Source organism: Ohtaekwangia koreensis (assembly GCF_900167975.1).
In the GTDB taxonomy this organism is placed as follows: domain Bacteria; phylum Bacteroidota; class Bacteroidia; order Cytophagales; family Cyclobacteriaceae; genus Ohtaekwangia; species Ohtaekwangia koreensis.
Window position 1 is genome coordinate 945,484 of record NZ_FUZU01000004.1, and the last position, 15,780, is coordinate 961,263.

General features: G+C 43.1%; 10 protein-coding genes. 5 read left to right on the forward strand and 5 right to left on the reverse strand.

Annotated features, from left to right (window positions below):
* Positions 1-7: 7 nt before the first annotated feature.
* The gene (locus B5Y40_RS27055; protein ID WP_079689966.1) at positions 8-565 is read left to right on the forward strand and encodes a flavin reductase family protein; all 558 of its coding nucleotides are present in this window, start codon (positions 8-10) and stop codon (positions 563-565) included.
* A gap of 102 nt (positions 566-667) precedes the next feature.
* On the opposite strand, the gene B5Y40_RS27060 is transcribed toward B5Y40_RS27055, so the two are convergent.
* A complete protein-coding gene (locus B5Y40_RS27060; RefSeq protein WP_079690043.1) occupies positions 668-1,132 on the reverse strand; it encodes an NUDIX hydrolase in 465 nt (154 codons plus the stop codon).
* A gap of 246 nt (positions 1,133-1,378) precedes the next feature.
* Between B5Y40_RS27060 and B5Y40_RS27065 the strand changes: the two genes are divergently transcribed.
* From B5Y40_RS27065 to B5Y40_RS27075, 3 genes are all read left to right on the forward strand, one after another.
* Positions 1,379-2,128, forward strand: a complete 750-nt coding sequence (locus tag B5Y40_RS27065) for a hypothetical protein (RefSeq protein WP_079689967.1) — start codon at positions 1,379-1,381, stop codon at positions 2,126-2,128.
* Between the two features lie 30 nt (positions 2,129-2,158).
* Entirely contained in the window at positions 2,159-2,566 is a 408-nt protein-coding gene (locus B5Y40_RS27070) for a hypothetical protein (RefSeq protein ID WP_079689968.1), read from the forward strand.
* 190 nt (positions 2,567-2,756) lie between these two features.
* The gene (locus B5Y40_RS27075) at positions 2,757-5,711 is read left to right on the forward strand and encodes a DEAD/DEAH box helicase (RefSeq protein ID WP_079689969.1); all 2,955 of its coding nucleotides are present in this window, start codon (positions 2,757-2,759) and stop codon (positions 5,709-5,711) included.
* Positions 5,712-5,782: 71 nt separating this feature from the next.
* On the opposite strand, the gene B5Y40_RS27080 is transcribed toward B5Y40_RS27075, so the two are convergent.
* The 3 genes from B5Y40_RS27080 to B5Y40_RS27090 form a co-directional block, all read right to left on the reverse strand.
* Positions 5,783-13,474 carry a T9SS type A sorting domain-containing protein gene (locus B5Y40_RS27080; protein ID WP_079689970.1) on the reverse strand — a complete coding sequence of 2,564 codons (7,692 nt, stop codon included), beginning with the start codon at positions 13,472-13,474 and terminating at the stop codon, positions 5,783-5,785.
* A gap of 496 nt (positions 13,475-13,970) precedes the next feature.
* Positions 13,971-14,339 carry a hypothetical protein gene (locus tag B5Y40_RS27085; protein WP_079689971.1) on the reverse strand — a complete coding sequence of 123 codons (369 nt, stop codon included), beginning with the start codon at positions 14,337-14,339 and terminating at the stop codon, positions 13,971-13,973.
* 170 nt (positions 14,340-14,509) lie between these two features.
* Complete coding sequence (locus B5Y40_RS27090) at positions 14,510-14,815, reverse strand: hypothetical protein (protein ID WP_143785960.1); 306 nt, start codon at positions 14,813-14,815, stop codon at positions 14,510-14,512.
* A 168-nt stretch (positions 14,816-14,983) separates the two neighbouring features.
* On the opposite strand from B5Y40_RS27090, the gene ligD reads away from it, so the two are divergent.
* On the forward strand, positions 14,984-15,337 hold the full coding sequence (ligD, locus tag B5Y40_RS27095) for a non-homologous end-joining DNA ligase LigD (protein WP_221408994.1): 354 nt from the start codon (positions 14,984-14,986) through the stop codon (positions 15,335-15,337).
* 25 nt (positions 15,338-15,362) lie between these two features.
* Here ligD and B5Y40_RS27100 read toward each other — a convergent pair whose 3' ends face one another.
* Positions 15,363-15,776, reverse strand: coding sequence for a DUF5655 domain-containing protein (locus B5Y40_RS27100; protein WP_221408995.1), 414 nt, complete (start codon positions 15,774-15,776; stop codon positions 15,363-15,365).
* Positions 15,777-15,780: the final 4 nt, after the last annotated feature.

A 15,780-nucleotide genomic window follows, 5' to 3' on the forward strand; every position in this document is an offset into this window, starting at 1 on the left:
TATTTCCATGAAAGCCTATAAAAAGAAAGATTTCCCTGTATGGAAAATTCGTCAATTCCTGGAGCCTGGTCCGATTGTATTAGTAAGTTCTCATTGGAAAAAGCAGGATAATATTATGACGATGGGGTGGCATACCGTGATGGAATTCTCGCCTTCGCTGATCGGATGCTTTATAACTCCTGCGAACTATAGCTTCGAGATGATCCGCAAGAGCAAAGAGTGCGTGATCAATATACCAACGGAAAATCTCTCCAAACAAATTGTAGGGATCGGCAACTGCTCCGGGGATACGGTTGATAAATTTAAAAAATTCAAACTCACGGCAGAGCCTGCCTCGCTGGTAAAAGCTCCTTTAATAAAAGAATGCTACGCCAACTTCGAGTGCAAAGTAATTGATACAAGCCTTCTGAAGAAATATAGCTTCTTCGTGCTTGAGGTTGTAAAGGCTCATGCTCCTGCATCTCCAAAGTATCCTGTAACACTCCACTACCGGGGTGAAGGTAACTTTATGGTTTCCGGAAAATCAGTCAGTTATCGTAAAATGTTCAAACCTCAAAATCTATAAAGAGGATTTTTATCTATACTATATATGATTAAATATAGCGACTGATATGCGTTCGAACTGAGATGATAAAGGCCAATGACAGAAGGATTACTAGTCTTTACACTACTGATTTTTTAAAATCGTGTTTAACTCCTCGAGGATCGGCACCTGGGATTTATTGATTTTCTCCAGCGCCTCATCAATCGTAAACCATCCGCCCTTATCTACTTCGGGAAATTCCTTAAACTTACCAGACTTGACCGGCCACTCCATTGAAAATAAATTTGATTTCACCTGAGCGGGATCGACATCCTGCTCAATAGCAAAGATCCGGATGGTTTTACTATTACTCCCCTTCACCGGCCTCAAGGTTATAAAGTCACCTGCTATAGATATACTTGTTTCCTCCTGAAATTCACGCTTCGCTCCTTCGAGCGCGTCCTCGTTTTCGTTCAATTCTCCTTTGGGAACAGACCATGCACCCAAATCCTTTCTGGCCCAGAACGGTCCGCCAGGATGTACCAGAAAAACTTCAAGCGGTCCATTTGTGAAACGGTATAATAACACTCCTGCTGTTGTCTTTGCCACTGTTTTTATGTTTAACACATCCTGCTTCTACCTATATACAAAATCATGCGCGAAAATTATTACCGGTATACTCTATAAATATAATGTAATATCTGCGCCAAAAGTCTTCGCCCTCAGTTCCAGCCTTAAAGTCTTCTTTGGATCAGTTCAAAAAAAGTTTCAGACGCCATTAAACCTTTTGCAAAATCAACAATCAAAGCGATATAAAACATCAATAAAAAATTAATTCACGTAATCACACTTATTATGAAAATTACCAAATTATTCCTGTTAAGTTGTTTAATATGCATTGCGGGTGCTTGTAATGATGATGACGATGATGATTCATCTGCCATGACATCAGAAGAAGCAGCCGATGTTGTCGCGTCATCGCTCGCGATAAATTCCTCGGGACTTGCTACTGTTGTTGATGCTTCTGTCGCTGCAGCGGATGCTGCCGTTGAAGCAAGTACGGGTGGACGAACTGCTGCCTGTGGTTACTCCGACCAGGAATCCTTTACCGCTACAAGTACACCCGGTGCTATCATCACCTACGCCTATAACTATACCTATAGCTACCTGCTTACCTGTGGCGTGGATGTTCCGCAGAGTCTTTCCGTCACATCCAGCTATACTGGAGAGTTTGATGCGCCACGTCTGGCTTCTCAACACACAGGAGCAAGTGACTTTACCGTTACAGCGCTTGATGAATCTGCCAGCAGTTATATAATCAACGGAGGCTACAACAGGGCAGGAGCATTTCAATCCAAGGTCAGAAATAAAAACTCGAGCACCAGCACGGTTAACTTTATAGTAGATGCCCTTACAGTGGACAAGACTAACCAGAAAATTCTTAGCGGAAGTGCATCCGTTGCAATTACCGGATCGGTTACCGGCAAAGGTTCCTTTACGTATACCGCATCCGTTGTATTTGAAGGCGATGGCAATGCCACGGTTACCATCAATAGCAATGTATATAGTGTTGACATCATCACCGGCACAGTCGTAGCACAATAAGTTAGTTATTCACCTTGATCGTATAACAGTATGAAAACATCACACATAAACATGTTCAAGCTATATATATTCCTGGGAATGCTGCTCTTCATCGTTACGGGCGCACAGGCTCAATCTGAAGATCTCTCCTCCCTTACCCCTGAAGAACGTGCAACCAAATGGACTCAGTGGATGAAAAAAGAATTGAAGATTTCGGCAGAGCAAGAACCAACGGTGCACGAGATCAATCTAAAGTATGCACAGCAAACAGAATCGATACGGGCGCAGGACGGAAGCAGAAAATCAAAATTCCAGGAAGTTAAAGCAGTCGATAGTGCTAAAGACGAAGAATTGAAAACTGTGTTGACTCCGGATCAATTCACGCTATACCAAGACAAAAAACGCGAGATGCAGAAAAAGTTTATGAAAGCAGTTCGTGATAAAAAGAGTGGCCAATAATTAATGTCTGTAGTGTTTGACCGGGATAATTGTCCCGGTCCTTTTTTATATTCCCTATACCAACTACCAATCACTCTGGAATGAAAAAGTTTTTTTTTCGATGACAGCTTTTATCCCGTGATTTATAATCGTGAAATAAATAATATTGCAGTCATTATAACCGTCATCTTTTCAATCCGTTAATTTTACCATGGCATACCCTCCATTCGAAAATGCAGTATCTGTTGATGGTTTCGTACGCGTTGAAAAAACAGGAAAAGAATCACTCTATAAATATCAACTCCCCGAAGCATCTTCGTCTTCAGAAGATGACACAAAAAAAATTGCGATCGTCATTGGGAAGCATAAATACTATAGCCTCTTCAGTGTCCAATTGATCGCTTATCCGCAGCATGAAAATGGTTTGATAAAGGGACCGATTAAATTCGTCAATCCGATCCATCACGTTTGGAATAACAATTATCCCGATGATCTGAAGTTTTACCTGGCCGTCATCAAGTTCCAAACACTATATGAAAAATCACCTCAAGATATTGAGAGTTTAAAAGCCCTGGTCAGAAATCCCCTTCGATATGATTTCTATTTACACGATCATTCGCTAAGCGAAAAAGTTACGCCACGTTCTATCACACCAGTAACTATAAGTACAGAAGCTGCAAAGGTGAACGTCATTGTTGATCGTACCGAGACATTCTATACTATTAAATGCGAACTTGTCATTGGTAAAACAGTCTACTCATTTGAGCGCTGCACTCTTCGTTTCGATTATTTTATTGTATGCGAAAATCAATGGTTTCTATGTGAGAATATAGATACTCTTCATGTTATAGCTTACTTCAAGGAATGCGATGGTTCGCTCACACTGTCCTATGATACATTTCCTAATTTTCAGCACGATGTATTGTCAAGGATAGAGATGCATACTTCGGTGGAGTATCTATATCATAAAAAGGCCACGGCTTCTCAGATTAAAAAATCAGGTATAGGCCAATCCACGGAACGAATTATATACTTATCAGACCTTGATAATTTCGTCACCATTAATCCGGTGATTCGATATGGCAACACCGAAGTGCCCATTCTAACAAAGAAGCAGATCTATATACATGATACCGATGGGAATCAAATCAGTGTATCACGCAACGCTGCAATGGAGGATGACTTTATTGCATTGCTGATACGACAGTCACCTGATTTTGCTGAACAGTTAACCAATCCGCTCCTATATTTCTATGTTCACAAAAAGAAATTTATAAAGGAGGACTGGTTCCTTCCTGTTTTTGAAGACTGGCGGAAACACAACATTACGATATTAGGGTTTAACCAGTTGCAGGGAAATAAACTAAATCCTCATAAGGCAAAGATTACAGTGCTTGTTTCCAGTGGCATTAACTGGTTCAACGCTGACGTAAAAGTAGATTTCGGAAAAGACCGTGCTTCCCTGAAGGAGCTTTATAAATCTGCAAAAAATAAAAGTAAATATATACAACTGGATGATGGCACATTGGGTATCATCCCTGAAGAGTGGCTGCGCAAATTCGCTGCATACTTTCAGGCTGGTGCAGTGTCAGAGGAGAATACTATACATATCCACAAAGGCAACTATGCTATACTTTCTACGCTTTACGATGAACACGAATTACAAGGTGATGTAAAGGAGGAGATCAAATATTTTAAATCACAGCTTGAAAAGAGAACTGACATCAAGCCTGTAGCAATCCCGAAAAAATTAGCGGCTCAGCTCAGGCCCTATCAACATGAGGGACTAAGCTGGTTAAATTTCCTGGACGATTATGCTTTAGGTGGATGCCTGGCGGATGACATGGGCTTGGGTAAATCTATACAGATCATTGCATTTATACTTTTATTGAAAGAGAAGCAAAAAATGCACTGCCATCTTTTAGTGGTGCCTACAACATTGCTATATACCTGGCTGGAAGAATTTAGGAAATTTGCTCCCAACCTCTCTATTCTTGTTCATCATGGAAATAGTCGGGCTCGGCATACTTCACGCTTTCATCAACACGATGTTGTAATTACTTCGTATGGTACGCTGGTTACGGATGTAACTTTTCTGCGTGAGTATTTTTTCGACTATATATTTCTTGACGAATCTCAAAACATAAAAAACCCTTCATCACAACGGTATAAAGCAGCACGATTGCTCAAGTCACGAAACAAGATCATTATTTCAGGAACACCATTCGAGAATAATGCTTTTGATCTCTATGCGCAATTCTCTTTTGCGTGCCCGGGCTTACTGGGAACCAAACAACATTTCCGCGACCAGTATGCTATACCCATCGGCAAATTTAAAAGCAAGCGAAATTCGCTGGCGCTTCAAGCCAAGATCAAACCTTTTATATTACGAAGAACGAAGCAGGAAGTAGCCAAAGATCTCCCCGAGAAAACGGAAATGGTTTTATATTGTGAAATGGCGCTGGCACAACGGATGGTCTACGAGGCGCACGAGAAAGAATTCAGAGATTTCATTGCTGCCAGCCAGGATGATGAGCTTGCCAAAAAAGGAATTCATATACTGAAGTGGCTCACCAAGCTTCGGCAAATATGCAATTCACCTGTGCTCGTAGATGAAAGTACATCTCCGGAAGGATCGTCAACGAAAATTGAAATCCTGATGGAGCGGATCATTAACCTTTCCGGACAACATAAGATTCTCGTGTTCTCGCAATTTGTTTCCATGCTGGATCTGATAAAAGAAAGATTGTCCAATGAGAATATAGGATATACATACCTCACCGGAAGTACACAAAAAAGAGAGCGTGTAGTAGATCAGTTTCAGAACGATCCGGATGCTCGTGTCTTCCTGATAAGCTTAAAAGCTGGCGGTACAGGACTAAATCTAACGGCTGCGGAATATGTATTCCTTGTAGATCCCTGGTGGAATCCTGCTATCGAGAACCAGGCCATTGACCGGATCTATCGGATAGGACAACAAAAAAATGTCGTGGCTGTGCGCCTCATCTGTAAAGATACTATAGAAGAAAAGATCATGATCCTGCAGGAGACCAAAACAAAACTTGCCTCCGATCTGCTGAATACGGGTGAGAGTCCTTTCCGATCTTTTTCAAAAAATGATTTTCTTGCGTTGGCAAACTCCTCTACACGAGAAATGGCAGACTGATGCTGCCATTTCATAGTATATAGTATAAAGGTATAAGTATATAATTCAGGTTGTTGTTTATCCCAGTAACGCTATTTTATAACAACCTTCTCAATCGTTCTGAATGTACCGGATATAACGCTTACAAGGTATACACCTCTCTCCAGACGGTATGTCATTTTCAATGTATAGAGATCAACTTCTGCATTTTCATTTAGCGCAGCATAATCTGCGAAATGCGTTCTGCCCGAGACATCTGAGATTACTATATAGGCCTGTTGTTCTTCGCCATTTTTTATACGCACTAAAAGCTTATCGGAAAGTTTTGCAGGATTCGGATAAATCACCATCGATGGTCCGCTTTTATTGTTGTTAACGATTCGCACAACTTTTGAATAGCTATATCTTAAATCATAATCCGTTTGCTTTAAACGATAGTAAGAAACACCTTTTAACGGATGGTAGTCAATTTCCTGATACGTTAACATCATGTTGCTATTACCCGCACCTTCGACAGATGAAATCGAATCGAAATGAATTCCATCAGCACTTCTTTCAATGGTGAAAAATGCGTTGTTAATTTCGGTATAGGTTGTCCAATCCAATTCTACTACCGCATCGTTCAACACCGCTTCAAATGATTTGAGTGTTATAGGCAATACCTGGTTCTTAAAGCCAAGAGCAAAGTATGTTGGATTGGCAAATGATGTAACACCGGATGTAGCGTAGCCTGTGGGTGATGCTGGCGAATATACCCCGGATCCAACTTCATCGGACCAAGGACCTGTTGGAGCAGTAGCCCTTACCACGCGTGCGTTACCCGGCACGGCAATCGGCTCATCCGTAGGCGCGTTTGTATTGAAACTCAATTCAACCGTAGGTGAATTCATTGTTCCTGAAACCATATCTATAGCATAGTAACGAGCCGGAGATAATCCTTCTATCGTTGCGGGGTAGCTTCCGGAGGGCGCTGAGTTTATCATTTGCACACGTACAACGGGTGCGGTAGAGGTCGCAGTTTGCTGAATGGTAACCGGACGATATATACTTCCCCTACCTACCGGATATACCCTGCTTGTGCTGGCCGTGTTTGGATAACTGATGGAAAGTATACCATCTATAAAAGATGCTGCACTGCCGGACACCGGTTGTACAGTGGTGTTCGTAAGACTGACCGTGTTGCTTCCGGTAATAATATTTCCACTGGTCAACGTCAGCGATCCATTTACAACAATATCGTTATTCAATGTAAGTGAACCACCATTCGAGCGCGTCAGTCTATAGAATGAAGTTGCACCGGTTAATGTCTGGGCAGAGGCACTGGTAAGTACCACAGAACTTGTTCCTGCGTTGAACGTACTGGCGTTGTTCCAGTTTCCGCCAATGGACATGGTACTGGTATTGGCATTTATAGTGCCGCCTGTGCTGTTGGTAAAATTACCGTTTACTGTCAATGCATTGGCGTTCGCATTATATATAGCAGATGCTCCACTGTTGGTATAGGAGCCTCTCACCGTGATTGCACCGGAGCCCGCGGTATAGGTTGCATTATTTGTCATTGATCCGGATACAACTATAATTCCAGAGCTTGCGGTAAATGTACCGGCCGTGTTGCTCAGATTTCCGGTGACACGAATCGCTCCTGAACCTGCATTTAATACAGCACCGTTGCTCAGGTTTCCGCGTACACTTACACTATCACTGCTCGCTGTAAAGGTTGCACCTGTACTGTTTGTAAAGTTACCGGCAATCCATAATCCACCGGTACCGCTTCCAGATGTAAAGGAAGTGCTGGCGCCACTATTCGTGAAGTTCCTGCCAATGAAGATTGTACCTGTGCCTGCTATAAATATACCGTTGTTTGTAAAATTACCGGTTGTACTTCCCAGTGTAATGTTTCTATTATTAACAGCATTGGTAACGGTACCTGCGGCAATGGATAAATTACCGTTCACAACCAAGTCTACATTTGAAAGAACTTTAGTGCCTGTATTGGCGAATGACAAGTTATTATAGGTTGGTTGCGTTGGCAATGTCAACGCGCCATCGTATTCAACGGTACCACCACCTGCCGCAGTGAAGGTTGTAAAATTACCGGAAGGAAATGTTGATGATTGAATCTGTATCGTGCGTGCCCCTGCGCCACTCGTGGTTACCGTTCCGAAGTCATGGCCGGTAGTAGAACCAAGGTGTAGTCTGCCTCGTACTTCCAAAGTCGCCATACGCTTGGAATTAGAAGTAACCGTAACCGTATGCCCTGCGCTGATAATTACAAATGAACCTGCCGGAGGCCCCAGGTTTGTTCCGGGAGGATCTATATCCCAAACACTTCCATCCGATTCCCAATTACCCGATGCTATACTGGTATAGGTAGTAGGATTCACAAAGGCAGTTGGTTCACCGGCGGTGTAGTCACCTGTCAGGTCTATATTGGTAAATGTAATGATCCGCGTTGTGGTATTCGGGTTCCCTGCGGTTGTACCGATTGTCCATGCACCACCACTGAAACGTGCGTCTCTATAATTGGCTACAGTTCCCATTTCATCCGCGGCTACATAGGTATAGGTGTGCGTCAGTGAAATCAGGTTCACTATAGAATGACTCACACTCCAGTAATAGTTAATATAGGCCGTACCTGAACCTGTTGCACTGGGATGTTTGCTGTTCACCGGTCTGATTGTAATGTTTCCTCCTGCTGATCCTGTTGTCAGAGTATAATTGGCAGGGGTATATTTACTACCCACACCAATCGGGAAGATAAAGTTTCCAGAAGAAAGAGAACCTGAAAAAGCTTTCGTAACACCACTGTCTGATAACCGGCCTGATGTAACTATATAGCGAGCAGAAGTTGCTCCGCTTATCGCGGATAGACTTGTATTGGAAAGATATAGCGCGTATGATCCGATCGTAAGCGAACCACTGGTAAACGTAAGAATTCCCGTTATTTCCTGGTTTGCACCAAAGACTGCTCCCGATGCATTGTTCAAAATTACATTACCAAATTTACCGTTTCCATTTCCGGTGATTGTCTGATTGGATGTACCCGCCAATGTAATACTTCCGCCTGCTGTACTGGTATGTATAGCAGCGTTTGAAACCGTGCTGATAGCAGTTATCGTATTGGCTCCGCCTGCGAGCGTTCCGCTCGTCAGCATGAGTATACCATTCACACGAAGGTTTGTATTCGCCTGCAAGGCTACTACTCCTCCTGAAAATGTATTATTAATAATGAGGTTTCCGAAGTTTGTAAGGTTGCCACTTACACCAGTGATCTGCTGATTGGAAGATGTACCATTAAGTGTTGTGGTTTGCGTTGCCGATCCTGCCTGGTATCCGCCCGTTGTTGTTCCTGTAGTATTGGTGGTGTTGGAGTTTATAAAATCACCGGCAATGTTTACATCAAAGGAACTCGCATTGAAAATATTTCCGCTTCCAATGTTGAGTGAGCCACGAAGCGTCAGTCCGTTAAATTCAAGTTTTGCTGTGTTGGTTGTTCCCGTAACCGCTACATTATATACCGGTATAATAGAATTGATATCGATAACCTGCGATGTATTTCCTGTACCAATCTCTATAGTACCGCCCGTTACGGAATATGCGGAAGGTTGAAGGTATAGATCAGCAATAGATGTACTTCCGGAAGCGCGTATAACCCGCAGCGTTCCACCCGACATGCTAAACGAGCTTCCCGTGTTTAAGATCTCAAATATACCCCTGGTGGTTACCGAAGCATTGGTAAGCCCTACCGATACTATACCTGAACCAGACTGATTATATAGCAACGCACCTTGCGAGCTTGCAAAAGATCGTCTGATCTGCCCCCGTACATTCAATGCCCCACCGGAAGTTGTGATTGTTGGTTGGCCTGTGGCAGCATACTCAATCGCGTTATCATTGGAAGTGGTTCCTATATTAACAGCGCCGTTTAATATTTCAAGTGTACCTGCCAGTAACAGATCGTGCCCATCTGAACCGGTTAGTTGAAGTGTTCCTCCATTGGCCGACAATCGTGCAGTAGCGGGAATCGAAAAATCTGAACCATTGGCAAAGGTTACGGTTTGCGCGCTCGTAAGTCTGAATGTACCATCGTTTAACACCAGGGGTACCGTTGTGCCAGACAATGTAAAGGTGGATGCATTTACTTCGAGCACCGGTGTCTGTGATGTACCCTTAGAAACCGTGAGTATATTGAAGTCTGTTACCGAACCTGTTCCCGTAATGGATGTATTGGAAGATCCTGTAAAGGTAGTATTACAAACATACGATGCTGTGTTCGAAAGGTCGAGCGTTCCGTTATTAACCAGGTTTCCTTCTATGGAAAGTATATTTGTGGTGGCAACACCTGTGCCTGCTATTGTGAACGATGCACCTGAACTGATCGCGATGTTACCATCAATCTGCAGCGTTTGCGCAGTGCCATTCATAAATTGAAGATTACCTCCTGTTACCAGTAGGTTTCCATTGACAGTAAGTGTTCGTGATGCCGCTGCATTTAATCGTACAACACCGGTAGTGGATGCACCTTGTACCGTAATGTTACCATAAATTCGTTCATCCTGATTCGGCATCGCTATATATCTTCCTGTTGCCGGACTCAATAATAAATTCTTATAGGAAGTGAGTGGCAAAATAGTGGGACTAACCGAGCTTACCGGTATAGAGAAATCTTGCGCACCCGTTGTATAATATTCAACAGTTCCTCCGGTAGACCGGATAAAATTACCAAAGTCACCTGCCGGGAATTCTGCGGTGGCAGTAGCTGAGGATATTCTCAACAAGCCGCTTCCGGATATCTGAACGTTCTCGAGTCGTCCGAAATTATGACCGGTATATATACCTACATCTAGCGTACTTCCAGCATTTATCTCCAAACCACCGGATGATTGTCCGTTGGAGGAAATGGTAATAGTATGATTGTACGTGGTACCATCTCCTATAAATACCTGGTCGCCTGCTCCTGGTATTGTAGTTGCATCAGGTCCCGAGTGACTAACGTTAGACCAAGGTGTAGTTCCTGCTCCTGTGTTACTCCAGTCGCCACTGCGTTTGCTATAAAATATCTTTACTGTACCAAATGCTATTGGTCTGCCTGCTGTATAGTCGCCATCGATATAGCCTACATTTGTAAACGAAATTATATTCGAGGTTTCATTTACTTGTGAAACATTATTGATAACTGTCCACGTAGTAGGATTATACCGCGCAGGTACATAATTCGCATCGTCACCAGCCACCGATACGCTTGACTCAACATACTGATATGTATGAGACACAGCCGATGCACCAACACCTGTAAAACCAGAGCTCACAACTTTCCAATACCAGGAAAGATTATTGGTATTTCCGGCAACAATGAATTGATGCCTTGAGTTAACAGGCCTTGCGGTTATAGTACCATAGGCTGTCGGTGCGGATGTAAGTTGTATAGTAGCCGGTGTATAATTACTCCCTACACCAAATGCAAACGTAAAGGCGGACAGATTGCCAAAAGTTTTCCGTATACCACGGTCTGATTGAAAACCTAATGTCCGGATCATTTTAGAACTGCTAAACGGATTACCAGTGGTTGTTAGCGCAGTAGCAGAAGTAGAAGTTAACGACAATTGATAATACGATATATCGAACAAACTATTCCCGGTACCGGCAAGCGTTAATATACCGCTGATCGTAAGATCAGACGTTATGGTTGCACCTGGCGTGCTGGCATTATTCAGAATGAGGTTTCCAAGAATCCCGTTTCCATCACCCGCTATAGTTTGTGTGGTAGCGCCACTCAATGTAATGTTACCGGTTCCGGTATGTATAGCTTCATTATATATATTGCCTGTAACCTGAATAGTTTTGCCACCGTCATTTAATATACCTCCGGTAAGTGTCAATGTTTGTGTAACCGTATAGGTAGTAGCACTACCTCCTAGTGTTAACGTGCCGGAAGCTTTACTCACCGTCAGGTTATAGAGTCCTGAAGTAATCGTTCCATCATTCGAGAAACTCTGATCTGCTGCTCCGTCAAATGTAGTAGTGTTAGAACTCGGTGTATAGGTAGCTCCACTGCTGATTGCAAAATCTCCTCCTATCGTAACGCTCTGCCCATTGGCATTAAATATAGGATTGTTTGTTCCGTTAATAGAAAAATCATTCAACACTACCAAAGGCTGGGCCGTGGTAACCGTACCGCCTACGCTCCCTATGCCGGTCAATCGTACTGTAGTAGGAGTTCCTGTCCGGAATATATTAAAATCCCAAAAAGGTGCTACGGACGCGATAGAAAAGGAAGTAGCTGTACCGGAGAGTATAGCATTTACCGTTCCTCCGGTAACATTATAGTTTGAAGCATTACACCCGATATGTATACCGCCATTCGTTGCATCTCCGGAAGAAGTGGAAGGCTCCGGATTGCTCACATTTATAGTTCCTCCCGACATGATGAATACCTGTTCCGGAAACGGCAAAGAAAAGCGGGCATACCTAGAATCAGATGCCGTAGTACCGCTGGCATTAAATGTACCTCCGGTCATGGTAAAGGAACCACGGTGCGTTGATGCAGTTGTAGAAGGTCTGAATTTCTCGGTAGTAAATGTACCTCCCTCAATGATATACTGCCCTTCTTCACGAATTACAGTTCCTTGTCCACCTACGCTGGTAAAGCTTCCAGCTGTGATCCTGATCTTTCCATATACTACCAGCGCAGCACCATTAGTGCTTACAGTCGCACCATCAATCCACAACATGGGACTTGATGTTGAAGAGCCGATATCATAGTTGGTAGTACCTGATCCATACACGCGTGGAACGTTGATGTTAGCACCTAATTTCAGTGTACCATTCGTGATGGTGATCAGCTGTCCGTTCGAGTAAAAATTAAGGTTAGCCGAGTTGGTTGAAGTAATCGAAAGTATATTGGTAGAGCTAAGACCTTTGTTAACCGTCAATGTATAAAGGTCGGTTGTTCCGTTACACGCGAGTGTATTATCCGTTGCGCCCGTAAATGTTACGTTGGCTGCTCCCGTTGTTGATGCGCTATACTGTGTTCCATTACTGAGATCAACGGTACCGTTGTTCGTTACATTGCTGAGGAATGTAATATTGTGAATAGCATTGAATGCGCCTACCCCAAACGTTGTATTGGCCCCAATGGTGGCAGTTCCATTTACAGTAAGGTTAATACTGTTCGTAATCTGCGTACCCAGTGCCACGGTTAATGTACCCGTTCCAGTGGTTCGTGTTACCAAATTACCAAACACTGTAAAGCTATAGGCTGAAGCATTGGAAAAAGCAACGGTAAGGTTACCCGCCGTAGAGTTGCTGAACGCAAGGTTGGGATAATTTATAGAAACTGGTAAAGTACCTGTGAAATCAAAAAATTCTACTGTAGCACCGGAGGCGTAATTGGCCAGGAAGTCGTTGGTGGTGATGGTTGGAAAATATCCGGCTCTGATCTTTAGCGTACCAGATCCGGTAAGTGTACTGATCGTGGCCATCGTAAAGGTTGAAAGATTCAACGTACCACCGTTGTGAATGTTAATGGTAAGACCGGTAGTGGTTACGTTGGCAGCAAGCGTTACGGTGTATCCATTTAAGATGTGCACCACGTCATTGTTACCCGGAACAACACTTCCCGTTAAACTGACCCCGGTAGGATCGGTGGTCCAGGTGTTGGCAACATTCCATTGCCCACTGCTTCCTCCATTGGTATAGGTATATAATGTAACAGCAAAAGCCCCGGACGTGCATGCTAAACTGCAAAGAAGGGTGACTACACAATAGATTAGGTACTTACGCATTTGAATTCAGGTATGAGTTTTAATCCATACATGAACTTCTAAAAATCCTTAGGGGTGAAGATTAAAAGTAGTTCAAGTCAAGCCCCCTATATCAATATCTATTCCACCAGTCTATGCACAGACCGTTCCCATGCTTCCAATATGAAAGCAGGGTAAGAACAATATTAAAATTCGTGGCAGATAACTGGAAAATAGTACGGAGATGGGCTCTCGGACAATTCAAATCTAACGTTTAAACCCGTATTTTCATAGACACCAGATAACATTTTTATACCTTCAATAGGGTTACTTGTTCTCAATGAGGGAGTTTTGTGATCGATTTGGGAAAGATATATAGTAGCCCGGTAAGCATGGCGTTGCGCTGGTGAGACCTATACCGGGTAGGCATGGCGTTGGGCTAGTGAGACCTATATCGGGTAGGCCTGGCGTTGGATCTCGATAAATCCTATATATAGGAGGCCGGTCCTCACGGAGTCCGGCCTTTGATATTGACATGTTATTCTGGTGACGGCCCTGTGCCGGGAGCGCTGGTCGCTTTTCCATTTCTATCGAAGTAAAAGCTCTTAGACTCAGTACCTGTACCCATGTTAAGCCAATAACCGTTGCTGTTCGTGCTCTTATATACCTTTCCATCTTCCCATCCTTTGTAGCGCGATCCCTGCAATGTACTACGAAGAGATGCCGGTACATCAGACGATTCAATAACCTGGTAGTCCTTCGGAGCATATTGATTCCCGGATTGGACATCAGACTGTGGCTGCTGAATCGTTGATTGGTTTACACCCGTTGAATCCGTTGTTTGCTGTGCGTGAACTGTTGCAATGCCTACTATAAACATAGCAACAAAGAGGCCTGTTAGTTTCATAGATCTTTTTTTCGGATTCACAATAAAATTATGCCCTGCATATCAGAGCAGCCCATGATTTGAGATGAGGAATGAGATGGACATAGTTTGTATTCCGAAGCAATCCACAGATTGGCCTGCACAGATAATCCAGGATGAACAAGTCAATATACACCCTATTACTATAGACCCTATAATTGAAAGTCCTGTACTATATGTGCAATAAAAATTCCCATTGTATCATTCGCTGGTTCGCGTAATGCATACACAAAGTATCCCTTCAAACCTACCTTCTCCTGATTGAATTGGTAAATTTCGTCCACCCAAAAATCACGTGGTCTGAAGCATAGGCGGCTTTCCACACACATTAATTTATTGCCAATAAGTTCGAAGTTGTGGTTGTATCCGCGCTTGTGCAGGCCATCAATGATGTTGGCAGCGAAAGCCATCTCCTGTACAATCGTGTCGAGTAATTGATCGGTGCTTGAAGTGTCCATGGTATATACGTTACAGCTGAAATCCACATTCTACAGGGCAGTTCACAAAATAGCTTAAAAAAAATCGTTCCCTTGTCCCCTGTCGCTTTTGTTAACAGATCAGCATGTGCATAACATCATACGAGACTATAGGAAGAGTGTGAGGTATATTTCACTCTTTATCATGGCATGACTTTTACATCTCTATCCTATAAATCGATCAGGATTGCCACGCTTGTGCATCGAGAAATACCGAAGTATACCAGCATTGAACGAATCGTCTCCAACCGAAACGGCAAGATGTATATTGACTTTTTGCAAAACCGGCCGAAGGCTACATTGGCTGCACCCTATTCGCTTCGTCCGAAAAAAGGTGCTACGGTTTCCATGCCGTTACATTGGGACGAAGTAAAGAAGGGTTTAAAGACGACTGATTTTACCATTTTCAACGCAATCGACAGGTTAAAAGAAGTTGGTGATATTTTTAAGCCTGTAATTGGGAAAGGCATTGATCTTAAAAAAATCACTGCGTCGGGCAAATAGTTATAGTTTTACAATTATAATCTAATTACTTGCCGGATGTATAGGCCTGTTTCATAAATTCCTTTACTTCACCATTAATATCTTCAGCACTTGTTATGCGCAAATGATGATTATACTGAGACGTACCCGGTACCTGTGCTATCTTCTGGAAACATAGATTCTCATGATGCGGCTCCTGAAAAGGAAATACTATATCCACAAAGTCGCGACCGAGTCGTGTGATATAGGCAATCCTTGTTTTAGCAGCCAATGCAATCATTGACTTTGTTGGATGAATCGTTATATCCCCTATCTGTTGGTAGCTCCGTATAAATTCCCAAAACAATGTGACGGTATGCTCCGATTTGTTGTCAAGAAAATCAGCAAGCACTTTATCTCCGCAGGAATGTACCTGATTGGTGTTAACAAATTTCTGCTGGCAGGCCGGGCATATCCACATATAG

Bases quoted from the DNA above. Each gene is read 5' to 3' on its own strand.
- B5Y40_RS27055 (WP_079689966.1), top strand. From the start codon at position 8: ATGAAAGCCTATAAAAAGAAAGATTTCCCTGTATGGAAAATTCGTCAA.
- B5Y40_RS27065 (WP_079689967.1), top strand. From the start codon at position 1,379: ATGAAAATTACCAAATTATTCCTGTTAAGTTGTTTAATATGCATTGCG.
- B5Y40_RS27070 (WP_079689968.1), top strand. From the start codon at position 2,159: ATGAAAACATCACACATAAACATGTTCAAGCTATATATATTCCTGGGA.
- B5Y40_RS27075 (WP_079689969.1), top strand. From the start codon at position 2,757: ATGGCATACCCTCCATTCGAAAATGCAGTATCTGTTGATGGTTTCGTA.
- B5Y40_RS27080 (WP_079689970.1), bottom strand. From the start codon at position 13,474: ATGCGTAAGTACCTAATCTATTGTGTAGTCACCCTTCTTTGCAGTTTA.
- B5Y40_RS27085 (WP_079689971.1), bottom strand. From the start codon at position 14,339: ATGAAACTAACAGGCCTCTTTGTTGCTATGTTTATAGTAGGCATTGCA.
- B5Y40_RS27090 (WP_143785960.1), bottom strand. From the start codon at position 14,815: ATGGACACTTCAAGCACCGATCAATTACTCGACACGATTGTACAGGAG.
- ligD (WP_221408994.1), top strand. From the start codon at position 14,984: ATGACTTTTACATCTCTATCCTATAAATCGATCAGGATTGCCACGCTT.
- B5Y40_RS27100 (WP_221408995.1), bottom strand. From the start codon at position 15,776: ATGTGGATATGCCCGGCCTGCCAGCAGAAATTTGTTAACACCAATCAG.